The sequence below is a fragment of the Pseudomonas sp. 18-147 genome (genome assembly GCF_051048045.1).
GTDB classification, from domain to species: Bacteria; Pseudomonadota; Gammaproteobacteria; order Pseudomonadales; family Pseudomonadaceae; genus Pseudomonas; species Pseudomonas aeruginosa.
In genome coordinates, this window is sequence record NZ_CP182296.1 from 3,248,684 (window position 1) to 3,264,583 (window position 15,900).

A 15,900-nucleotide genomic window follows, 5' to 3' on the forward strand; every position below is an offset into this window, starting at 1 on the left:
AGACATGGTGACCGAACACATATTTGATTTTGAATGGCGCCCTCTGCAGAACTATCTTCGTGATCGTGATATCGCAATACCACCCTTTGCGGCAGAACAAGAGTCAAGAAGTGACGCACTTTACAACTGGATAGTCAGCAAGGGGTATTCAGGAAAAGAAGGACTGAATCTTGGAACTTATTACCATATATCTGATTATGGCGTGATAGGATTGGCGTTGCTATGTGCCGAGAACGTAGGTGATATTTTGAAAGTCATCAGGGCCTATGTCAAGTTGTTCAATCGTGATATAGCTAATGTTGGCGTCAAGCCTAGGGAGAATTACGAAGTAGAAATCCATATTTCAGTTAACTTTAAGCCAGAGTGGAATGACGCATCCCGTCAGTTTCATGTAAATGTTATAGCCTCTGCAACCTACAAGCTCATTATGGATCTGTTAGGTAATGACTTTCCCATCTCTGCATTGACAGTGCCTGTGCACGGCGCAGATAAAACAATATATGAAGGTTTCTTTTCTTTGCCTGTGAAGCATGAAGGAAATGACATAATATTTAGCTTTCCAGCTCATCAGTTGAATAGAACACTGGCGACTGCCAATCCGGCGGTATTTCAGTCGGCCCTGACTATGGCAGGTGAGAGTTTCAATGCTCTGTTGGAAGTAGAGATGGGAGGGCTTCGTCAGCGAATCGAGTTATTCCTTGATTCCATACCAGATCAATACCCTAGCTTGGTGACTACCGCAAAGTATTTACGCATGAATGAGCGGACGGTAAGACGTCGCTTGGCGGACGAGGGCTGCACTTATCGCCAGATTGTAGATAAGGCCCGCAAAGAACGAGCAATTGCACTGCTACTGAATTCATCGATACCAGTTGATCGTATTAGCGATATTCTGGGGTACTCGGAAACAGCGAGTTTTAGACATGCATTCAGACGTTGGACCGGGCAGTCCACTACAGAATTCAGAAACAGTTTCCACTGATCTATCTAGTTTGAGATTGGGCAAGGAGCATCTTATGAATTTCAATAATCGTAATAATCAGATTCTGTCTATGATTGCCGAGACTCAGTTCGATGCTTACGTTTTGGGCTATATTGCGAAGGCGCGGACAATCTCGATTGCTGATGATTCCCTTCGCATTGAGGCCGAAGGATCAGCAATGCTTGCTGGACTAATTAGCGACTCATGCAGGAAACGTCGAACTCAAAAGAATCCATTTCCATATTTGCTACTTCAGATCGCGCACGAAGCCTTGGATCGAATCAGGCTTAATCTCGCAAATATTCGTAATATATCTAGCGCTGATGCATTGTATAAAGAGCTGCTTAGTCAGGCTGCGTGGGACGCCTCAGTTGCTATGGATAATATATCGGAATTTGTCGAGCCAGATCAGGGTGGCGTCAGAGTAATCGAGCGACTTGTCGAGTTTGCACATAATTCGGGTATTGCAGAAGGTCAAAACCTGGCGCTGGAAGCTCTTGCAGTTCTTGGCTTAGACGTCAAGAGTCATTTTTAGATACTAAAATAAAAGACTGCCTCTTTTTCAAGGAGGAAGAGCGTTGAGGAGAGTTTGCCTATTGGTATTGCTGAGTCTGATCGGCGGCTGCTCCCATTCAGTCACTTTGCAGGAGCGAGCAGAGCAAGAGGCCATTTTTATCCAGGAATTCCGCCAGGAATTCGCCAAGAGGCTTCGTTACCCGCTGTTCGCACCGGGAGATGAGATCCCCGAGGCCGATGTTATGGTGTTTTTCCGCTTCGCAAGCTCGTCGGGGCGCATAAGCAGTTGCCGGGTACAGTACGGCGCGGGGAATGATAAGAGCCGCAGTACGCTCGATGAAGTCTTCGCCAAGCGCGTGATAGCCACCTGCCGCGAGCCCGATCTACCGGTTGCTCCGCCGGCGCTGCTGGATGGTGGCGGAGGTTTCAGCTTCAAGCAGAGAGTGATGTTTCGCAAGGAAGTGGAACGCCTCAGGTGAGCAGCGTTCAGCGTCTAGGGTCGTTGCCGCAACTTTTTCCAGTTCATGCTCAATGACGTCTAAACTTTAGTGATGTTGTACATGAAGTGCTGGTAAAACAGAATGACTCTTACAAGTCTGCTTGTGTTTTTTGGGCGGACTAGCCTGCTCGACGGAACTTATAGATCAGTCGATCTGACCAGCAAAAAAACCATCCTATATGGGATCACCCAGCGCCCCACCTAGCTGCTTTCATGCAGGGCATAAACATGAAGCTCAAAAGCATTAGCATTTTTGCCATACTCACCCTTTACTACAATATCACTCTTTGTGTCGCTGAAGAACCAAAGAGCTACTTCCCTCCTGGGGATTACTATAGGACTGGAAATAGTGGGCTGCTGACGATATCTCCGTTATTCGAAGGACTTCAAAAGTTTCGGATACGAAGCACTGGACACAATGCACATGCTTGCGGATTGAATGGAACTATAGAGTCAGGTCATGTGCAGGTCGACGTCCGTGGCATCGGCGATATGTCGTGCGATGTCGTTTTCAAACTGAATGATGACAGAATTACCATAGAGAAAGGAGCCGCAAGCAGGGACTGTCAGGGCTTCTGCGGGGCGGCAGCAGGTTTTACTGGTACGTATTGGAAGCCTTCCCCAATCTGCGAGCCCGCCTCTATAAGATTCAACGACAAGCAAGTGAAGAAAGCACTGAAGAATAACGAGACAGAGAAGGCCTACTGGATTTCTCGAAAACTGATAACAGAGTGTAGGGATATGTTTGAAGGTTTTGGTTATCTCTCTCGTGTTTTTCATACGGCACATCTCTCCTTGTCTGCCAAAAACCACCAATGCAAGAAGATACTAGAGATGGGCAGCTTCTTCAGAGACCTGAAGCGAGAGTATTTGCCGGAAAAAATGCAAAATGAATATGATAAGTATTCTACTGAGTTCAATCGTCTAGAAAGCGAGTGCGAACAGTCAATGAAATAAAAAATTGGCTTCACTAAGCAGAGGAGACTAAGGTGGATAGAGAATTGGATCAGACCCTTCAGCGCAATCTGGAGCGGCTATACAATTACCTAGAAAATCCAGAACGAGAGGAGGCACAGCGTGTTCTGCTCGCAGCGGAACCAGAGCCTATCCGAATTACTCACGGAATTCCTGACCTCTATACCGACTGGCTGTCATCCCCCAGCTACTCAGCACAAGGTGGGTTGACGGGGCAACTGACGCAGGTCATAAGCCAGACTGCCGGGCGGCCCGTTCTAGTCTTCGACGACTACTTCAAGGTTCATGAGGTCACTATTCGTACGGTCGCCGAAACCGGAGGAGCCAACAGTATTTCGGTGAGCGACCTCCAGGTGCAATTGAACCAGCAGATCAATACCTTTATCCAAGACCGCATCGATGGTGACAAAGCCGATAAGGTCAGCCGCCTCCAGTCCAATATTTCCTATCTGATTGAAATGGGTATTAATATCGATTTCACCGCCCGTCATGAGCTTCCACCTGGTGGGCGAGGCAACAGAGCTACTATTCCGACCTCTGACCCCAACGGTGAATCAGGTGTAACGATTGGCTATGGCTTCGATGTCGGCCAGCACGATGAATCCGGCATTCAGGCTCTGAACATTGCTGAATCCACGCGCAAAAAAATTCGCCCCGCCCTCGGCTTGAAAGGAGCGAACACCGCGACCTTCCAGGCATTAGCCCAACTCATCCCGGTACTCACAGATGAAGACGGGCTGTCCCTCTTTACCGCCAAGATGATCAAGGTCACTGATCGGATGAAGGTGAAGTTCCAGCAGTGGAGCACCTTACCTCCGGCGGTCAAAACCATAGTGACAGACCTGTAAGTGACCGATATGTACCGGAGGCGCTGAAGGTCACTGGGTTGTCTTTAGAGCGGCTTCGTTCCGACGGGCTAGATCCCGATGAAGCCATGCAGCGATTCAAGGTTTGGGTTGAACAGGTAACACCGGAGGGCGCTCGAGCTGTATTTGTCGGCTTTAATGCATCTTTCGACTGGTCGTTTGTGAATCATTACTTCCATTATTTCCTGGGGGAAAACCCTTTCGGTATCGCAGCCCTTGATATCAAATCGATGTACTTTGGCGCCGCGCGCAGCACCTGGGAGCAGACCCGCTCTAGCGAGATCGCCCAAACCGTCAACCCCCGCAAGAAAGGTGACCATGACGCTCTTCATGACGCGCTTTACCAAGCCGAACTGTTCAGGCTGATCAAAGCCCAGTTGATGAGTGACTAATCCGTCTGCTCTACGTCAGCAGCCCTCATGTTCTCCGCCAGATGTAAGGCGTTTGATGTCCCTGGTATGGGGAACATCGCTGGCGAATAATCAAGCAGCCAGCGAAGGGCACTTCCCGGTGTCGCTGGACCATCTAGATCGCCATGAGTGGCTCCAGTAAGGCATCGACCAGCTCCCAGGGGAGCATAGGGTACGAAGGCAATGTGGTTGGTCGTGCACCATCGCACAACGTCATCTGAGCTAGTATTGATCAAGCTGAAAGAGTTCTGGATGGCTGCTATTGGCGCAATCTTGGCCGCCTCAACAGCTTGCGCGATGGTCACTTTGGACAGTCCCAGCGCTTTGATCTTACCCTCCGCGCGCATCTGCTCCAGCTCTCCGACCTGATCGGCGAGCGGTACGTTTGGGTCAATTCGGTGAAGGTAGTAAAGATCGATGGCTTCGACGCCAAGTCGGCGCAAGCTAAGCTCCACGCACTGCCGCAGATAGGCTGGCACGCCGCACGGTGTCCATTGGCCCGGGCCCTGTCGGGTAAATCCGCCTTTCGTTGCAATGACCAAATCGTCTCTGTAGGGATGAAGTGCTTTGTGGATAAGTGTTTCCACTTCATGCGGACCGTATGCGTCAGCAGTGTCGATATGCTGGACGCCTGCTGCTACTGCTGAACGTAAGACTCGGATCGCGTTCTGCTGGTCCCAGGGAGGCCCCCATACCCCAGGCCCTGTCAGTCGCATGGTTCCAAAGCCCAGACGCCGAACCTTCCTCCCGGCCAGCATGCCGTGCGATGAATACATCATGCTAACCCCAAGCGTTGAAATACGTCGGCAGTGACATGCGCGAGAATCCCTTCACGCGCTGTTGGAGAGAGCACCTGGTGGGTAATAGCGTGTCGGCCAAGAATGTCATGCAGATGAGTGTCAACCGCTGTCCTGAATCGAGAGTCAGTATCTCGCCCAGGGCCGAGCGCAATTGTGTGATCCAACTTCGTGGCAAGAACAGTCGTGTAGTTTGGGACATGGTTCATCATCAAGTTACCTATCGCTTCCAGCTCATGCGGAGTGATACTCATGCCTCGATACTCGACTGCCGCACTCCAATAGGCCACTGCATCGATGACTGGCCTGTCGACAAGAACGACTTCGGCATTGGTTCGCGCAGCATGCTCCGCCTCAAGCGTCCGGTCGATGAACCACATTGTGGAGTCGTAAGTATGCTGGGTCAGCAGCGGGATGCCCTGTTGTGCAGCCAAAGCCCCAAAGGAAGGAACGGTTTCGACGCGAATGTCCCTTAACTCAAGGCCTGCTTTCAGCTCTCTGCAGAAGGTAGATTTGCCGGTCGAATGGGTACCAGCAACTCCGATAACGATTGAGCTCACCACAAGCTTCCTTGTTCTGGTGCTGGCTCTTCCTTTTCGATCTGAATCTTGAGCTGCGCGATTTTGCACAGCTCTATCCAGGACTTGATGAGCGAATCTTTGAGCAAGCGGCTCAGGAGGAGGGCAGTGACACGAGCATCCTCCCCGGCGCGATGTAGCTCACCAGAGACCTCACTGTCCAGGCCGGTCATAGCCAGAAGCGCAGAGAGGCTATGGCTTTCAGCATCCGGATACACATGGCGTGCGAGCTTCAGGGTATCTATCACTCCGACCGGAGCCCAATCGGGCAAGTGACGTTTCATCACTTCATAGTCGATGGAGGCATTATGCGCGACGAACCATTTGCCCTGAAGCTGCTGTTCGACATCGCCCCGCAGCTCCTCCCAAACGGGTGAACCTTTCACGCTCGAGTTGCCGATGCCGTGCACACGTTTGGCCTGCCAAGTGATAGGGTTCGGCGGCTTGATGAGCCAACTCGAAGGCTCTTCACCCTCAACGACTGGGAACGATGCGATAGCTAGCTCCACGAGGTCAGGGGGCGTGTGGCCATTTCCTTCAACGTCCACAATTACGATGGGCTCGGAGGGCCACCGGAAATCCGCGTCTGTCATCAGATATTCCTCTGCGCTTCCGCGCGTCCATGGCGATCATACTGATGCGGCTTGTCGGCATCGTGCACTTGATATCCAAGTGTGTGTTGCATGAAGTACCGTCGTTGTTCATCGAGACCGCGAACAATGATGGCGCGATCTGTGATCACCGGCTCACCCACAACGCCCAGCTGCTGACAAAGGCTGTTGAGAAGCGTCTCATCAGGCTTCTTCCAGACGGCCTCACACGTTGAATATTGGGCGGAAGGGCAGGTGCCACAAAGCTCGGTGATCCCAAAGTGGCCATTGTAGTCGGGCTGCTGATGAGCATAGGCCACCCCACAGGAGGTCTTGCGGAAGATTGGTGTACCTGAAGCGTGTGACTGATACAGCCTCAGCAGCTGTTGTTCTTCCTCCAGCGGCAACAGCTTGCGCCTTGCAGTCGAGGTGTAGGGTTCAGGAATACCCTGGCTTCGGTAATACTCGGCAATCTCTCGCCGGTAGAATAATCCGCTGAATACCGTCGCATGGGCGTATTTGGACAACTGAGCAGCCCGAGTAATGTGCTGCTCAGAATCGTTGAGTCCCGGGACAATAGGCCGCCAATAAAGCAACGTCCGATAACGTTGCGCATGCTTGAAAAGGGTACGTAGGCTATTAGCCGCGATCGAAGATTTGATTGGCTCGACCCTAGGGTCGTCAATCCCAGAGTAGGTCACCAATATCGTCAGCTTGATATTGCTCAGAGCGTTGAAGCGCTCGCAGTCCTCAGACGTCACTCGCCAACGCGTGATGACAAGCACGTTGTTAGTCAACCCTGCCTGATCCAGCAAGTGCAAAAGGTTATGGGTATGGCCTTTCACTTCTGGAAGCATCGGATCAGTCGCCCGATTAAACAGCTGAATTGGCGTGATGTGAGGCTGGAAGAAGCGATGCGAGACGAATCGTTCAAACGCCTCCTCATCAGGCATCAACGCTTGAGGCTTACGCTGATCGAAGTTACCGAACAGATGCCTTACGCAGTAGCTGCAATCCAACGGGCATCCTACGATGTGGTTCAGGCTTAAGCCGCTCTTGCGATACTCGACGGGATCTCTCAGGCTGGGGTTAACCAGTGGCAACTGCGTGGCATTGATGATCGCAACGTTCTTGTCCATTGACGCGCTCCTCGCAACTCGATTGGGTCGCGGCTATCCCTACGATGTATGTCCATTCGCCTATAGCGCGCCGTCGAAAGCAGCCTCTATCAGGTTCGCCAACTGTAAGGCTATCAATCTGCCACCAATCCAAGCAATGAATTGTGGTAGGTAAGCCGTTCTGGTGCGTGGGGGCGGTGGAGGGTCAGCGATCTTGCATAATGCGTCGTAGAGTCGCCCGCAAGACCTAACAAGAGAGCGTGCGAAATCAGCTAAGCAGACGGAAACATGAGCAGGTCGACAAAATTGCCGCCTGACCTATAGCATTGAGCCATCAAAGCTGCAACGCAGCTGCACTCCGCGAAGGAACGTCGATCGTGATCACCAAAATCCGAATCCGTGGTTATCGAATTTACAAGGATTTTCTTCTGAGGCCGAATCCCGGCGTAAATATCCTTATAGGAGACAATGACGCCGGCAAATCTACTCTGATGGAAGCAATTTCGCTGGCGCTCAACGGCCGGATTGGGGGGCGCGGCATTCTAGAGGAGCTAAACCCGCATTGGTTTAACACCGAGGTGGTGGCCGAGTTTCTTTCTCTCAGGCAAGCCGGGAAGAAGCCAGCCCTCCCGGAAATCCTCATCGAGCTATACCTACAAGACACAGACGAACTGCAGGGGCTTCTAGGCGCCGTGAATGCCGACGTCCCAACCAATGCCTGTCCCGGCGTATGCCTCTCCATCTTCCCCAGCGAGGAGTACCAAGACGAGCTAGATGAGTGGCTCAAGCATCCATCCGCACTGCTCCCCATCGAGTATTACACCTACGAATGGCGATCTTTCGCAGATAATGAACTCACACGGCGGCCCCGAGCTCTCTCGGTGGCCACTATAGACTCCCGGACGGTTAAATCAGCCGCCGGCGTTGACTATCACCTTCGCCAGATCCTAAGTGACCACTTGGAGTCATCCGAGAAGGCACAGATATCTCTGGACTACCGCAGCATCAAAGCATCCATGACGGATGGTGCGCTGGCGCCGGTGAACAAGCGACTCTCCGGTATTGATGCTGCGTTACAACAAGAGCCAATGGCTCTGGCGATGGATCAGACATCTCGTACATCATGGGAAAGTGTGGTCACTCCACATGTTGACGGCCTCCCATTTGCAATGGCAGGCCAAGGCCAACAGGCTGCTATCAAGATTTCACTCGCGATGAAGCGTCACTCTTCGAAGGCGAAGATCGTGATGATCGAGGAGCCGGAGAACCATCTCTCGCACACTAGTCTGACGACTTTGCTCGATCGTATCGAGGCTCTGAAGACGGAAGAGCAACAACTCTTCATTTCAACTCACAGTACCTACGTGCTCAACCGCCTAGGGTTGGATGCTTTGCTCTTACTGCATCGCAATAGCGCTGCCAAAATCACAGAGCTTGATCCAACCACAGTAAGCTATTTCCAGAGGCTGCCTGGCTACGACACTTTACGCCTGGTGCTCGCCAAAAAAGTCGTGCTGGTTGAAGGTCCATCGGACGAAATTATCTTTGAACGCGTCTATAAGGATTGTTTCAGTCAACGCCCAATGGGCCACGGTGTAGATGTCATCAGCATGCGAGGGTTGGCGCTGGCTCGATGCCTTGAGCTTTGTGCTGCGATCGATAAACCAGTAGCTGTAATGCGCGATAACGACGGCGTTGATCCTGAGGAGCTATCTAAACCGGTTGAAAAGTGGCTGGACCATAAACGGCGAGCACTTTTCATCGGAGCCGTCGCTAATGGCCGCACGCTTGAGCCGCAGCTCATAACCGCAAATGGCGAGCCTCACTTGCGCAAGATGCTCGGCATCACCGCCGCAGCAAACCTGGAAACGTGGATGGCTCGTGAGAAAACGGAAGGGGCCATTCGACTGGCGGAATCAGTCGAACGTCTTAGCCCGCCTGATTATATGAAGGCGGCAGCCGAGTTCATCCACAATGCCTAACCATCTAACTCTTGCGGTTGCTGGCGGTAGAAAAACTCAAGGACTGGTCGATCATTGCAAAGCATTGCCTACTGATCGGCACGTACTTCTCGTTACATTCACTCAAACCAATCAGCAAGAACTGATTCAACGGCTCAGCTCTCAGGTCGGTGACCGCCATAGCATGGAGGTTATGGGCTGGTACACCTTCTTGCTACGCCATTTCGCAAAGCCGTTCCTGCCATTCAAATTCCCAGGTGAGCGGGTAGGGGGCTTCAGTTTCGAAGGACGCCCCGGACAGTTTGCGAAAGGCAGGCACAGGTTTATGGACAGCAGTAATCATCTGTATGCCTGCGAGCTCGGCCGTCTCGCGAGTGAACTGATGGCAGCGACGCCGGCATTACTACGCAGACTGGAATGCCTTTACGACGAGATTCTGATCGACGAGGTCCAGGATCTCAGTGGCTATGACTGGGAGATTGTGCATGGGCTACTGCATTCACGAGTCGACATTCGCATGGTCGGCGATGTGCGCCAGGCGGTGCTCTCAACTAACCCGAGGGGGCAGAAAAACAAGCAGTACGGTTACGCAGGTGCACTTGAGTGGTTTTTAGAGCGCGAAGCAGATGGCCTGCTAAGTATCAGCTACGCGACTACAACCTACCGTTGCCGAGCCGAGATTGCGGCGTTCTCGGACACTATTTTTGATAAGTCATGGGGTTTCCCAGAGACCATCTCAGAGAACCACGTAGAGTCTGAGCACGATGGTGTGTTCCTAGTGCATTCGAAGCATGTCAGCCAGTACGTCGAGAGCTACCAGCCCCAGTGTCTGCGTAACACCGCATCTTCGGGCAAAGATTTCACTTTAGACTTCATGAATTTTAAGGTTTCGAAGGGAGCCACATTCGAGCGTGTGTTGATCGTGCCAACGGCGCCGATCAGGACATTTATACAGAAGCAGGAGTGCTTGGAGGCTACGCCCGCAGCGGCGTTCTACGTAGCAACAACAAGGGCAAGACAAAGCTTGGCAATCATCATCGATAATCCAGGCAAATCCAAGCTGCCAGTGTGGGTGCCATGAGAGTGGATGCGCATTTTTATTTAATGCATCAAGGAGCCAGGCTGGCTGCAATTTTCTCAGTAACCGTCTGATTTTCCTGCCGTTTCATTTTTATCTGTGTTTGCGCAGATTTATTTGATCTCGACAGTGACGGTGGTGAATTCTGGCAAGCCTGGGCTGCTGTGGTGATAACCCTTGCTTCGCATAATGTGCAGACGTTACGTTAGGCGCAGCCCGACCGAGGGGAGAGTCCAGCGCATGGACAATGCGCAGCCCAGGCGCTGGATTTACACGTAACGTCCGTTATGCGATGCCGCTTTGGTACCGTTGCAGGATCCTGCAGAACGACCTGGTCGAAAATATTGGTACCATTTTTCGGCGGCAGTGGTACCATTTTCGTCGAGCTCGAGCACGACCTGGTCGAGAATACGGTACCAAAAGGAGCCGCCATGCTTGTCAAACTCCCCGATGAATCCCCCGACTTCGTAGAGAAACTCAAGGAACAGACCGGTGCGACCACTGCTGCCGGTGCCTATCGGTTCGCCGCTGAGCGGTACGGGTCGCTGACCTATCAGCTCAAGCAAGCCATGGACGAACTGGCGAGGTTGCAGACCCGGTGCAACGTCCAGCAGCAGATCATCGACAACGCTCGCGCCTCTGCCTCTTCGCTGCTTGACCACGTCGCCCAGGGCGATCTTCTCCAGGGCTGAACGCCCCTCCGAACTTTCCCTAGTCAGGTGCCGCGCTCCCGGCTCGTCGGATCAGCTTCACCGATCCGGCGAACGGAAGCACGGGCGAAGCGAACACTTGACGTAACTCCCCCTGAAACAGCCTCCGCAAGGGAGGGAGGGGAAGCTCTATCTCCCCTGCCTCCCGAGCCCTCGGCGGGAAGAGCGGGATAGTAAGGGCAGCGCCCTTACGACCTTTCGGACGGTCCGCCTAGCTGATCAGCAGGCCGACAGTCAGGCCTGCCAGGAAGCCCATGAGGACGCCCGGCCAGAACCCGGCCAGGTAGTGGATGAACAGGACTCTGCGAGGCCGCTGCGGTGCGCTGGTGGCGTTTTTGGGCTTGTGCCGGCTTTCGTTGAACCATTCCCTGTCGTGCAAGCCCATGCGTTTCTCCGTTGGTTTGCGGGGCTCCGATCTGGCCCCGGAGGGGTGGGGGTGCTGTAACACCCCCAATTTGGTATGGACTTCCATACTTTGCGGGCCTTTCAAACGCCCCTGGCCCATGCCTTTAGCCTCTCTCGGCTTCGTATGCGGCCTCTTCTACGCCCCGGCTTAGTCCCTTTTTTTGTGGAAGCGCTCAAGGTCTTCCGGGGTCATTTCTTCAAGCCCTTTGAGGATCAGCCAGCGTAATACCTCAGTGTCTTTGACCGAGGCTTGCAGGTGGATCACCGCCTTAACGGTTTCCTTCTCAACCTTTCGCCATGTCGCGTCGTCGATGTGCTTGGTGGGCATCTCGTTCCTATGTCCGTCAAGTGTTTGGCGGGGACTATCGTAGCCTGATTTTCTAAGACCCTTGACATTGAGAATCTTAGAATCTAATTTTCCGCTCGAATCTAATTTCTTAGAAACTCAGGTTTGAAGGGAATTCAATGTCGCCTCTGATCGATCCGGCCCCCCGGATGTTCTACGACTACCTCACGGTAGAGCAGGTATTCCCGTACCAGCTCCCGCAGGTTGGCGATACTGGCATCTGCTACTACGACCGGCGGACCGGCGAGCAACTGCGCGACACGTCTCCTAGTTTCAAGGTTGAGGGCAGTCACTCGACGTCGATTCGGGTTCGGGTCGATGGGAACAAGCTCCGCGTTGAAGGGAATCCGAGTGCAGTCAACCGCTTGGACAACCTGCATGGGTTCCAGTCCATCGCTGAGTGTGTCGCGGTCTATAACGACATCCTCCATGAGATCAAGGACGACAAGGGCAACCGTTTGCCGCCGTTCACGGCTTGCACTGATTGGGGCCACCTCCAGACCGAGGACGGCTCGAAAACTCGGATGGTCGGCAACGGTGCGCGCCTGCGCCGGGTTGACTTGACGACGAATCGGACGGTGGGGAAGGGCAATGAACTGGCCTACATCCGCGCCCTGAGTACTCAGCGTGTGGGCTACAAGAATGGCCACCTCTACGAAGATGGTTGGACCTGCGACTGGCAGGCCCGCGACCACTACTACAAGGCCTACGGTAAGGCTCAGGCCATCCGCAAGTTCCTGTTTCCGAAGTGCAAACGGAACTTTGGCGAAGACTCCCCCGAATTCCGCTACCTGCTCGATCTGGCCGCGTACTGCGATCAGCAGGGCGTCGTGCGCATGGAACAGGAACTCAAGAGTGAGTATCTGGCCCGTGAGCGGCTGGAGTGGTGGGGGCTTTTTGATGAAGGCCGCTTTGCGGCGATCCATGGGGAGTTTTTGAGGGGATTCGACAAGCTCGAGGTGATGGCGATGGATTACGAGACGATTGCGGAAAGGCTGCTTTCTGAAGAGGTTGTAAGCAGCACTCAGGCGGCGAATGCGACCGCCAATATTGCGATGAAGTGGATGCACTGCCCTGGTATCAGCTTCGACTTTACGAAGTCGCAAATGAAGACCTACCGGGCGCGCTTGAACCGGATCGGCATCAACATCGCCCAGCCCTACGACGTGACCCGTCATTCGGTCGTGATGATTCGTCGTGCTGAGGAAATCGTCACCAGCGACGTGCTGGATTTGCCGGAGTTCTATCGGCATGCACCGCGCCCGCGTCACCTCCGGTTGGTGGCCTGACGTGCTCGCCCCGACTCTCGAAGCTCTCGCGTTGCTCGCCGGTGCTGCAACTCTGATTCACGCCCTGGGCGTGTGGGCTCGCTCATGAGCGCCTACAGCCTCCAGGGCGTGTCCCTATCTTCCAGCGAGCGTCGGTCGCTCCAGCTTCGTCGGCAGGCCCGCGCCGCTGTCGATCGCAGCGTGTTGCAACAGGCCGTCGCTCAAGCGCTACAGGCGCTCGAAAAGCATAAGGAGGAGGGCGGTAAGGCCTCCAATCCTTGGACCACTGTCACCAATGAAAAAGGCACGCCGTGGGTCGGTGATGCATTCGGGTGGCCGTGATGGCGATTGAGATCGGACGGCAAGCCTACCTCCAGTTGCGGGGCTCGGTAGAGCTCGTCCTGCTTGATGCCGGTATCGACTCGCCGGACCTGCTGAGTCAGGTCATGCGCCAGGTGCTGGCAACTGAATCCGCTGCTCGAACTGAGCGGCAACACCTGCGCCGGGCCTTCGTGACGGCTCGTCGTTCACCACCAGTAGCACCGGCCCGGCCGGGGATCACGTATGCGCCTGCTCGGCGCTGGAGAAAGAGACCATGAAGATTCTGAAAGGGTACGTCCTGGGCGTAGTGGACAAGGGGGAAGGGGACAAGCGTTGGGCCATCGTTGGCATCAAGGCGACCGACAAGGACCGTGACGGCTTTGACGTGGACACTACGTACAAGCTTCGTGTCTTCGGCGATGCCGTGAAGAACGGCCTGCATAACGCCTATCGCAACCTCGCTGGTGTCGAGGTCTACGCGCCCTATAACGATGAGTTCGACGAGAAGTACAAGCGCATTAGCTACTCGCTGGCAGGCGCGCCCTTGGCACTGATTGAAAAGCCCTTGGGGACCGCCCAGCCGAAGCCGGCTGCTCCGGCCCAGCCGCAGGCGGCGCAGCTGCCGAAAACGGCTACTCAGGCGGCCTCGTAATTCGGGCTAATTATTAAGAATCAGGGGTGATCGAAAATGGAAGCGGCAATGCAACTTTTAAGTTCGGTCACTTTTGAAAGTCTCACGGCGGTATACGGTTCCGGGTTTATCTTGACCTTTGCCGCATATGCCGTGGGTTTAAAAGTAGGAATCGTACTAAGTGCGATCCGCAAACTATGAAAGAGGTGAATCATGGCTGATATTTTCGGTGCGGTAGACTTTTCCAGCGTTTCCACCTGGGTCGTAAGTGCCGGTGTTGCGATCATCGGCATTGCGATGGCGTTCAAGGGGATCGACCTGGGCAAGCGCGGCGTTAAGAAGGCCTAAGGGCCAGGGCAGGGGGCTGAAAGGCCCCCTGTATCTTATGGAACCTTCTCAACTTACATTTACAGCGGCGGACCTTGCGCTGGTAGTTCACGCCCTGGTCTTCCATGGCGGGGTATTGGCAGCATGGGCATTTATCGCCGGTATGCGGCAGCGTTTCTAGCGTTCGCGTTTTTTCTCTCCTCTGAAGTTTCGTACTCCGCGACTCGAAAGAGCGTCACCGTGCCTAGTGCAAGTATTGTTGCGCGCGGTGGCGGCTCTCCTTCTGTTTCCGGTCCATCCTTAAAGATTCCTGGCCAGCCTGGCGTTGAGTACATTCCACGATCTGGTGGCGGGACTGCTGGTGTTCCGATAAAGATTATCCCGACGATTGATTTCTCTATTCCAAGGACGATTAAGGGTAGTGTTTCGTCGCTCAAGGGTGGAATTGCTGGTATTGCTGCAACTGCGGCCATGTCAATGGCTCTTGATAGTATCGGGGGCTTTATTGATGAAAATGGCAAGCCGGTTAAGAAAGTAAGTGACGCGCCTTCGGGTGCGGTGGCGGGCGTCTATTATGTTAGGCCGCCACAAAATGTTGGCGGTGTTTATCTTGATCTTAAATATGGCTTGACTCGTCAACAGGCTTGTGAATATGAGGTTACTCAGAGTGGTAACTGTGTAATTAGGATTAATGGCATTGTGAGTTCTTCTATTATTTACGCTAATAGCTGTGACCCTGGCGTGTGGTTTAATGTTTCAACTGGCAAGTGCGATAGTTTGTGGAAGCCCGGCGAGCATATAGAGTCGTTGACTGATCCGGATTATGACGATATTACGGACTCGCTGTCTGGCGTGGTTGATCCGAACTGGCTTAAAGATTTGTTAACAGCGACGTGTGAAGGGTCTTTGAATCCTGCCGCGTGCTATGAGCAGATGTCTGAAACCACGCATCTTAGCGGGCCTTCATCGGTAAACGGTCCCAAGACATCGACGACGACGACAACCACGAATCCTGATGGCACTACCAGCACGACGACAAAGGATACACAGACTAAGTATGAGATTAAGTATGGCGATAACTATATCGACTATACGGAAACCACTACGACTACGACCACGAAAGACGGTGATAAAACCGAGGAGACGACTACGACCGACACTGATGATGTGACAGCAGAAATTCCTCCCGAAGAGAAAGAGGAGGAGGGTGGTAGTTTTGAGGACTCCGAATTTCCGGAAGTTAAGCCGTTCTATGAGCAAAAATACGAGGACGGGCTTGAGGGTGTATGGCGTGACAAACGCGCGGAATTTGAAGATACGGAGTTTATGAAGTTTCTCCAGGGGTTCATTCCGTCGTTTTCGGGGCGTTGTCCGGCATTTGGGCTGGATATGAATATTGCGTCCTGGGCGAACTATGGTTATCAGCAGTTCGGGTCTATCTGCTATGTGCTTGATTTCGTGAAAGCGATTCTTATGGTTTCGGCCTTGTTTTTGTGTCGCGCTCTGATTTTTGGAGGTTGAT

20 protein-coding genes and 1 pseudogene are annotated in these 15,900 nt (G+C 53.3%); 15 read left to right on the forward strand and 6 right to left on the reverse strand.

Features of this window, described 5'->3' with window-relative positions:
* Positions 1 to 4 precede the first annotated feature (4 nt).
* The 6 genes and pseudogenes from vqsM to ACM0M4_RS15435 all read left to right on the forward strand — a co-directional run bounded on the left by vqsM (position 5) and on the right by ACM0M4_RS15435 (position 4,230).
* Entirely contained in the window at positions 5 to 982 is a 978-nt protein-coding gene (gene vqsM / locus ACM0M4_RS15410) for an HTH-type transcriptional regulator VqsM (RefSeq protein WP_003113714.1), read from the forward strand.
* Between the two features lie 34 nt (positions 983 to 1,016).
* Complete coding sequence (locus ACM0M4_RS15415; RefSeq protein WP_003124674.1) at positions 1,017 to 1,517, forward strand: hypothetical protein; 501 nt, start codon at positions 1,017 to 1,019, stop codon at positions 1,515 to 1,517.
* Positions 1,518 to 1,560: 43 nt separating this feature from the next.
* Entirely contained in the window at positions 1,561 to 1,977 is a 417-nt protein-coding gene (locus tag ACM0M4_RS15420; protein WP_031761348.1) for a hypothetical protein, read from the forward strand.
* A 248-nt stretch (positions 1,978 to 2,225) separates the two neighbouring features.
* A complete protein-coding gene (locus ACM0M4_RS15425) occupies positions 2,226 to 2,954 on the forward strand; it encodes a hypothetical protein (RefSeq protein ID WP_023128887.1) in 729 nt (242 codons plus the stop codon).
* Between the two features lie 32 nt (positions 2,955 to 2,986).
* Positions 2,987 to 3,817: pseudogene (locus ACM0M4_RS15430) on the forward strand (pesticin C-terminus-like muramidase); the annotation flags it as partial.
* Positions 3,772 to 4,230 (forward strand): 3'-5' exonuclease, encoded by a 459-nt coding sequence (locus ACM0M4_RS15435; protein WP_078452243.1) that lies wholly within the window; start codon positions 3,772 to 3,774, stop codon positions 4,228 to 4,230. The pseudogene ACM0M4_RS15430 and the gene ACM0M4_RS15435, both read left to right, overlap by 46 nt.
* Here ACM0M4_RS15435 and ACM0M4_RS15440 read toward each other — a convergent pair.
* The 4 genes from ACM0M4_RS15440 to ACM0M4_RS15455 are packed head-to-tail and all read right to left on the reverse strand — an operon-like array spanning position 4,227 to position 7,352.
* The gene (locus tag ACM0M4_RS15440) at positions 4,227 to 5,027 is read right to left on the reverse strand and encodes an aldo/keto reductase (RefSeq protein ID WP_023128890.1); all 801 of its coding nucleotides are present in this window, start codon (positions 5,025 to 5,027) and stop codon (positions 4,227 to 4,229) included. The two genes, ACM0M4_RS15435 and ACM0M4_RS15440, sit on opposite strands and share 4 nt — an antisense overlap.
* Positions 5,024 to 5,605, reverse strand: coding sequence for an AAA family ATPase (locus ACM0M4_RS15445; protein WP_049876641.1), 582 nt, complete (start codon positions 5,603 to 5,605; stop codon positions 5,024 to 5,026). The genes ACM0M4_RS15440 and ACM0M4_RS15445 overlap by 4 nt, the downstream gene beginning before the upstream one ends.
* Entirely contained in the window at positions 5,602 to 6,216 is a 615-nt protein-coding gene (locus ACM0M4_RS15450; protein ID WP_023128891.1) for a 3'-5' exonuclease, read from the reverse strand. The genes ACM0M4_RS15445 and ACM0M4_RS15450 overlap by 4 nt, the downstream gene beginning before the upstream one ends.
* Positions 6,216 to 7,352 carry a hypothetical protein gene (locus ACM0M4_RS15455; protein WP_023128892.1) on the reverse strand — a complete coding sequence of 379 codons (1,137 nt, stop codon included), beginning with the start codon at positions 7,350 to 7,352 and terminating at the stop codon, positions 6,216 to 6,218. The genes ACM0M4_RS15450 and ACM0M4_RS15455 overlap by 1 nt, the downstream gene beginning before the upstream one ends.
* A 356-nt stretch (positions 7,353 to 7,708) precedes the next feature.
* Here ACM0M4_RS15455 and ACM0M4_RS15460 point away from each other — a divergent pair, with 356 nt between their 5' ends.
* The 3 genes from ACM0M4_RS15460 to ACM0M4_RS15470 all read left to right on the forward strand — a co-directional run bounded on the left by ACM0M4_RS15460 (position 7,709) and on the right by ACM0M4_RS15470 (position 11,062).
* Positions 7,709 to 9,313, forward strand: coding sequence for an ATP-dependent nuclease (locus ACM0M4_RS15460; protein WP_023128893.1), 1,605 nt, complete (start codon positions 7,709 to 7,711; stop codon positions 9,311 to 9,313).
* Positions 9,306 to 10,373 (forward strand): UvrD-helicase domain-containing protein, encoded by a 1,068-nt coding sequence (locus ACM0M4_RS15465; protein WP_023128894.1) that lies wholly within the window; start codon positions 9,306 to 9,308, stop codon positions 10,371 to 10,373. Before ACM0M4_RS15460 ends, ACM0M4_RS15465 begins: the two co-directional genes overlap by 8 nt.
* 428 nt (positions 10,374 to 10,801) lie before the next feature.
* On the forward strand, positions 10,802 to 11,062 hold the full coding sequence (locus ACM0M4_RS15470; RefSeq protein WP_023124608.1) for a hypothetical protein: 261 nt from the start codon (positions 10,802 to 10,804) through the stop codon (positions 11,060 to 11,062).
* Between the two features lie 229 nt (positions 11,063 to 11,291).
* Here the strand turns inward: ACM0M4_RS15470 and ACM0M4_RS15475 are convergent, their stop codons facing one another.
* Both ACM0M4_RS15475 and ACM0M4_RS15480 read right to left on the reverse strand, forming a co-directional pair.
* Entirely contained in the window at positions 11,292 to 11,465 is a 174-nt protein-coding gene (locus tag ACM0M4_RS15475; RefSeq protein WP_153570532.1) for a hypothetical protein, read from the reverse strand.
* 168 nt (positions 11,466 to 11,633) lie between these two features.
* Entirely contained in the window at positions 11,634 to 11,813 is a 180-nt protein-coding gene (locus tag ACM0M4_RS15480) for a hypothetical protein (protein ID WP_023124247.1), read from the reverse strand.
* A gap of 137 nt (positions 11,814 to 11,950) precedes the next feature.
* Between ACM0M4_RS15480 and ACM0M4_RS15485 the strand changes: the two genes are divergently transcribed.
* From ACM0M4_RS15485 to ACM0M4_RS15510, 6 genes are all read left to right on the forward strand, one after another.
* Positions 11,951 to 13,120: a phage/plasmid replication domain-containing protein gene (locus ACM0M4_RS15485; protein ID WP_236086997.1), complete on the forward strand. Its 1,170-nt coding sequence runs from the start codon at positions 11,951 to 11,953 to the stop codon at positions 13,118 to 13,120.
* An 84-nt stretch (positions 13,121 to 13,204) separates the two neighbouring features.
* Positions 13,205 to 13,441 carry a hypothetical protein gene (locus tag ACM0M4_RS15490; protein WP_124214006.1) on the forward strand — a complete coding sequence of 79 codons (237 nt, stop codon included), beginning with the start codon at positions 13,205 to 13,207 and terminating at the stop codon, positions 13,439 to 13,441.
* A complete protein-coding gene (locus tag ACM0M4_RS15495) occupies positions 13,441 to 13,698 on the forward strand; it encodes a hypothetical protein (protein ID WP_258163999.1) in 258 nt (85 codons plus the stop codon). Before ACM0M4_RS15490 ends, ACM0M4_RS15495 begins: the two co-directional genes overlap by 1 nt.
* The gene (locus ACM0M4_RS15500; protein ID WP_124214005.1) at positions 13,695 to 14,072 is read left to right on the forward strand and encodes a hypothetical protein; all 378 of its coding nucleotides are present in this window, start codon (positions 13,695 to 13,697) and stop codon (positions 14,070 to 14,072) included. The genes ACM0M4_RS15495 and ACM0M4_RS15500 overlap by 4 nt, the downstream gene beginning before the upstream one ends.
* Positions 14,073 to 14,264: 192 nt before the next feature.
* Positions 14,265 to 14,399 (forward strand): membrane protein, encoded by a 135-nt coding sequence (locus tag ACM0M4_RS15505; RefSeq protein ID WP_021264005.1) that lies wholly within the window; start codon positions 14,265 to 14,267, stop codon positions 14,397 to 14,399.
* 123 nt (positions 14,400 to 14,522) lie between these two features.
* Positions 14,523 to 15,899: a hypothetical protein gene (locus ACM0M4_RS15510; protein WP_270005894.1), complete on the forward strand. Its 1,377-nt coding sequence runs from the start codon at positions 14,523 to 14,525 to the stop codon at positions 15,897 to 15,899.
* The last annotated feature ends 1 nt before the right edge of the window (position 15,900 follow it).

What these genes read in the sequence shown, in the direction of transcription:
- vqsM (WP_003113714.1), top strand. Translation starts at nt 5, where the DNA reads ATGGTGACCGAACACATATTTGATTTTGAATGGCGCCCTCTGCAGAAC.
- ACM0M4_RS15415 (WP_003124674.1), top strand. Translation starts at nt 1,017, where the DNA reads ATGAATTTCAATAATCGTAATAATCAGATTCTGTCTATGATTGCCGAG.
- ACM0M4_RS15425 (WP_023128887.1), top strand. Translation starts at nt 2,226, where the DNA reads ATGAAGCTCAAAAGCATTAGCATTTTTGCCATACTCACCCTTTACTAC.
- ACM0M4_RS15440 (WP_023128890.1), bottom strand. Translation starts at nt 5,027, where the DNA reads ATGATGTATTCATCGCACGGCATGCTGGCCGGGAGGAAGGTTCGGCGT.
- ACM0M4_RS15450 (WP_023128891.1), bottom strand. Translation starts at nt 6,216, where the DNA reads ATGACAGACGCGGATTTCCGGTGGCCCTCCGAGCCCATCGTAATTGTG.
- ACM0M4_RS15455 (WP_023128892.1), bottom strand. Translation starts at nt 7,352, where the DNA reads ATGGACAAGAACGTTGCGATCATCAATGCCACGCAGTTGCCACTGGTT.
- ACM0M4_RS15465 (WP_023128894.1), top strand. Translation starts at nt 9,306, where the DNA reads ATGCCTAACCATCTAACTCTTGCGGTTGCTGGCGGTAGAAAAACTCAA.
- ACM0M4_RS15470 (WP_023124608.1), top strand. Translation starts at nt 10,802, where the DNA reads ATGCTTGTCAAACTCCCCGATGAATCCCCCGACTTCGTAGAGAAACTC.
- ACM0M4_RS15475 (WP_153570532.1), bottom strand. Translation starts at nt 11,465, where the DNA reads ATGGGCTTGCACGACAGGGAATGGTTCAACGAAAGCCGGCACAAGCCC.
- ACM0M4_RS15480 (WP_023124247.1), bottom strand. Translation starts at nt 11,813, where the DNA reads ATGCCCACCAAGCACATCGACGACGCGACATGGCGAAAGGTTGAGAAG.
- ACM0M4_RS15485 (WP_236086997.1), top strand. Translation starts at nt 11,951, where the DNA reads ATGTCGCCTCTGATCGATCCGGCCCCCCGGATGTTCTACGACTACCTC.
- ACM0M4_RS15490 (WP_124214006.1), top strand. Translation starts at nt 13,205, where the DNA reads ATGAGCGCCTACAGCCTCCAGGGCGTGTCCCTATCTTCCAGCGAGCGT.
- ACM0M4_RS15495 (WP_258163999.1), top strand. Translation starts at nt 13,441, where the DNA reads ATGGCGATTGAGATCGGACGGCAAGCCTACCTCCAGTTGCGGGGCTCG.
- ACM0M4_RS15500 (WP_124214005.1), top strand. Translation starts at nt 13,695, where the DNA reads ATGAAGATTCTGAAAGGGTACGTCCTGGGCGTAGTGGACAAGGGGGAA.
- ACM0M4_RS15505 (WP_021264005.1), top strand. Translation starts at nt 14,265, where the DNA reads ATGGCTGATATTTTCGGTGCGGTAGACTTTTCCAGCGTTTCCACCTGG.
- ACM0M4_RS15510 (WP_270005894.1), top strand. Translation starts at nt 14,523, where the DNA reads ATGGGCATTTATCGCCGGTATGCGGCAGCGTTTCTAGCGTTCGCGTTT.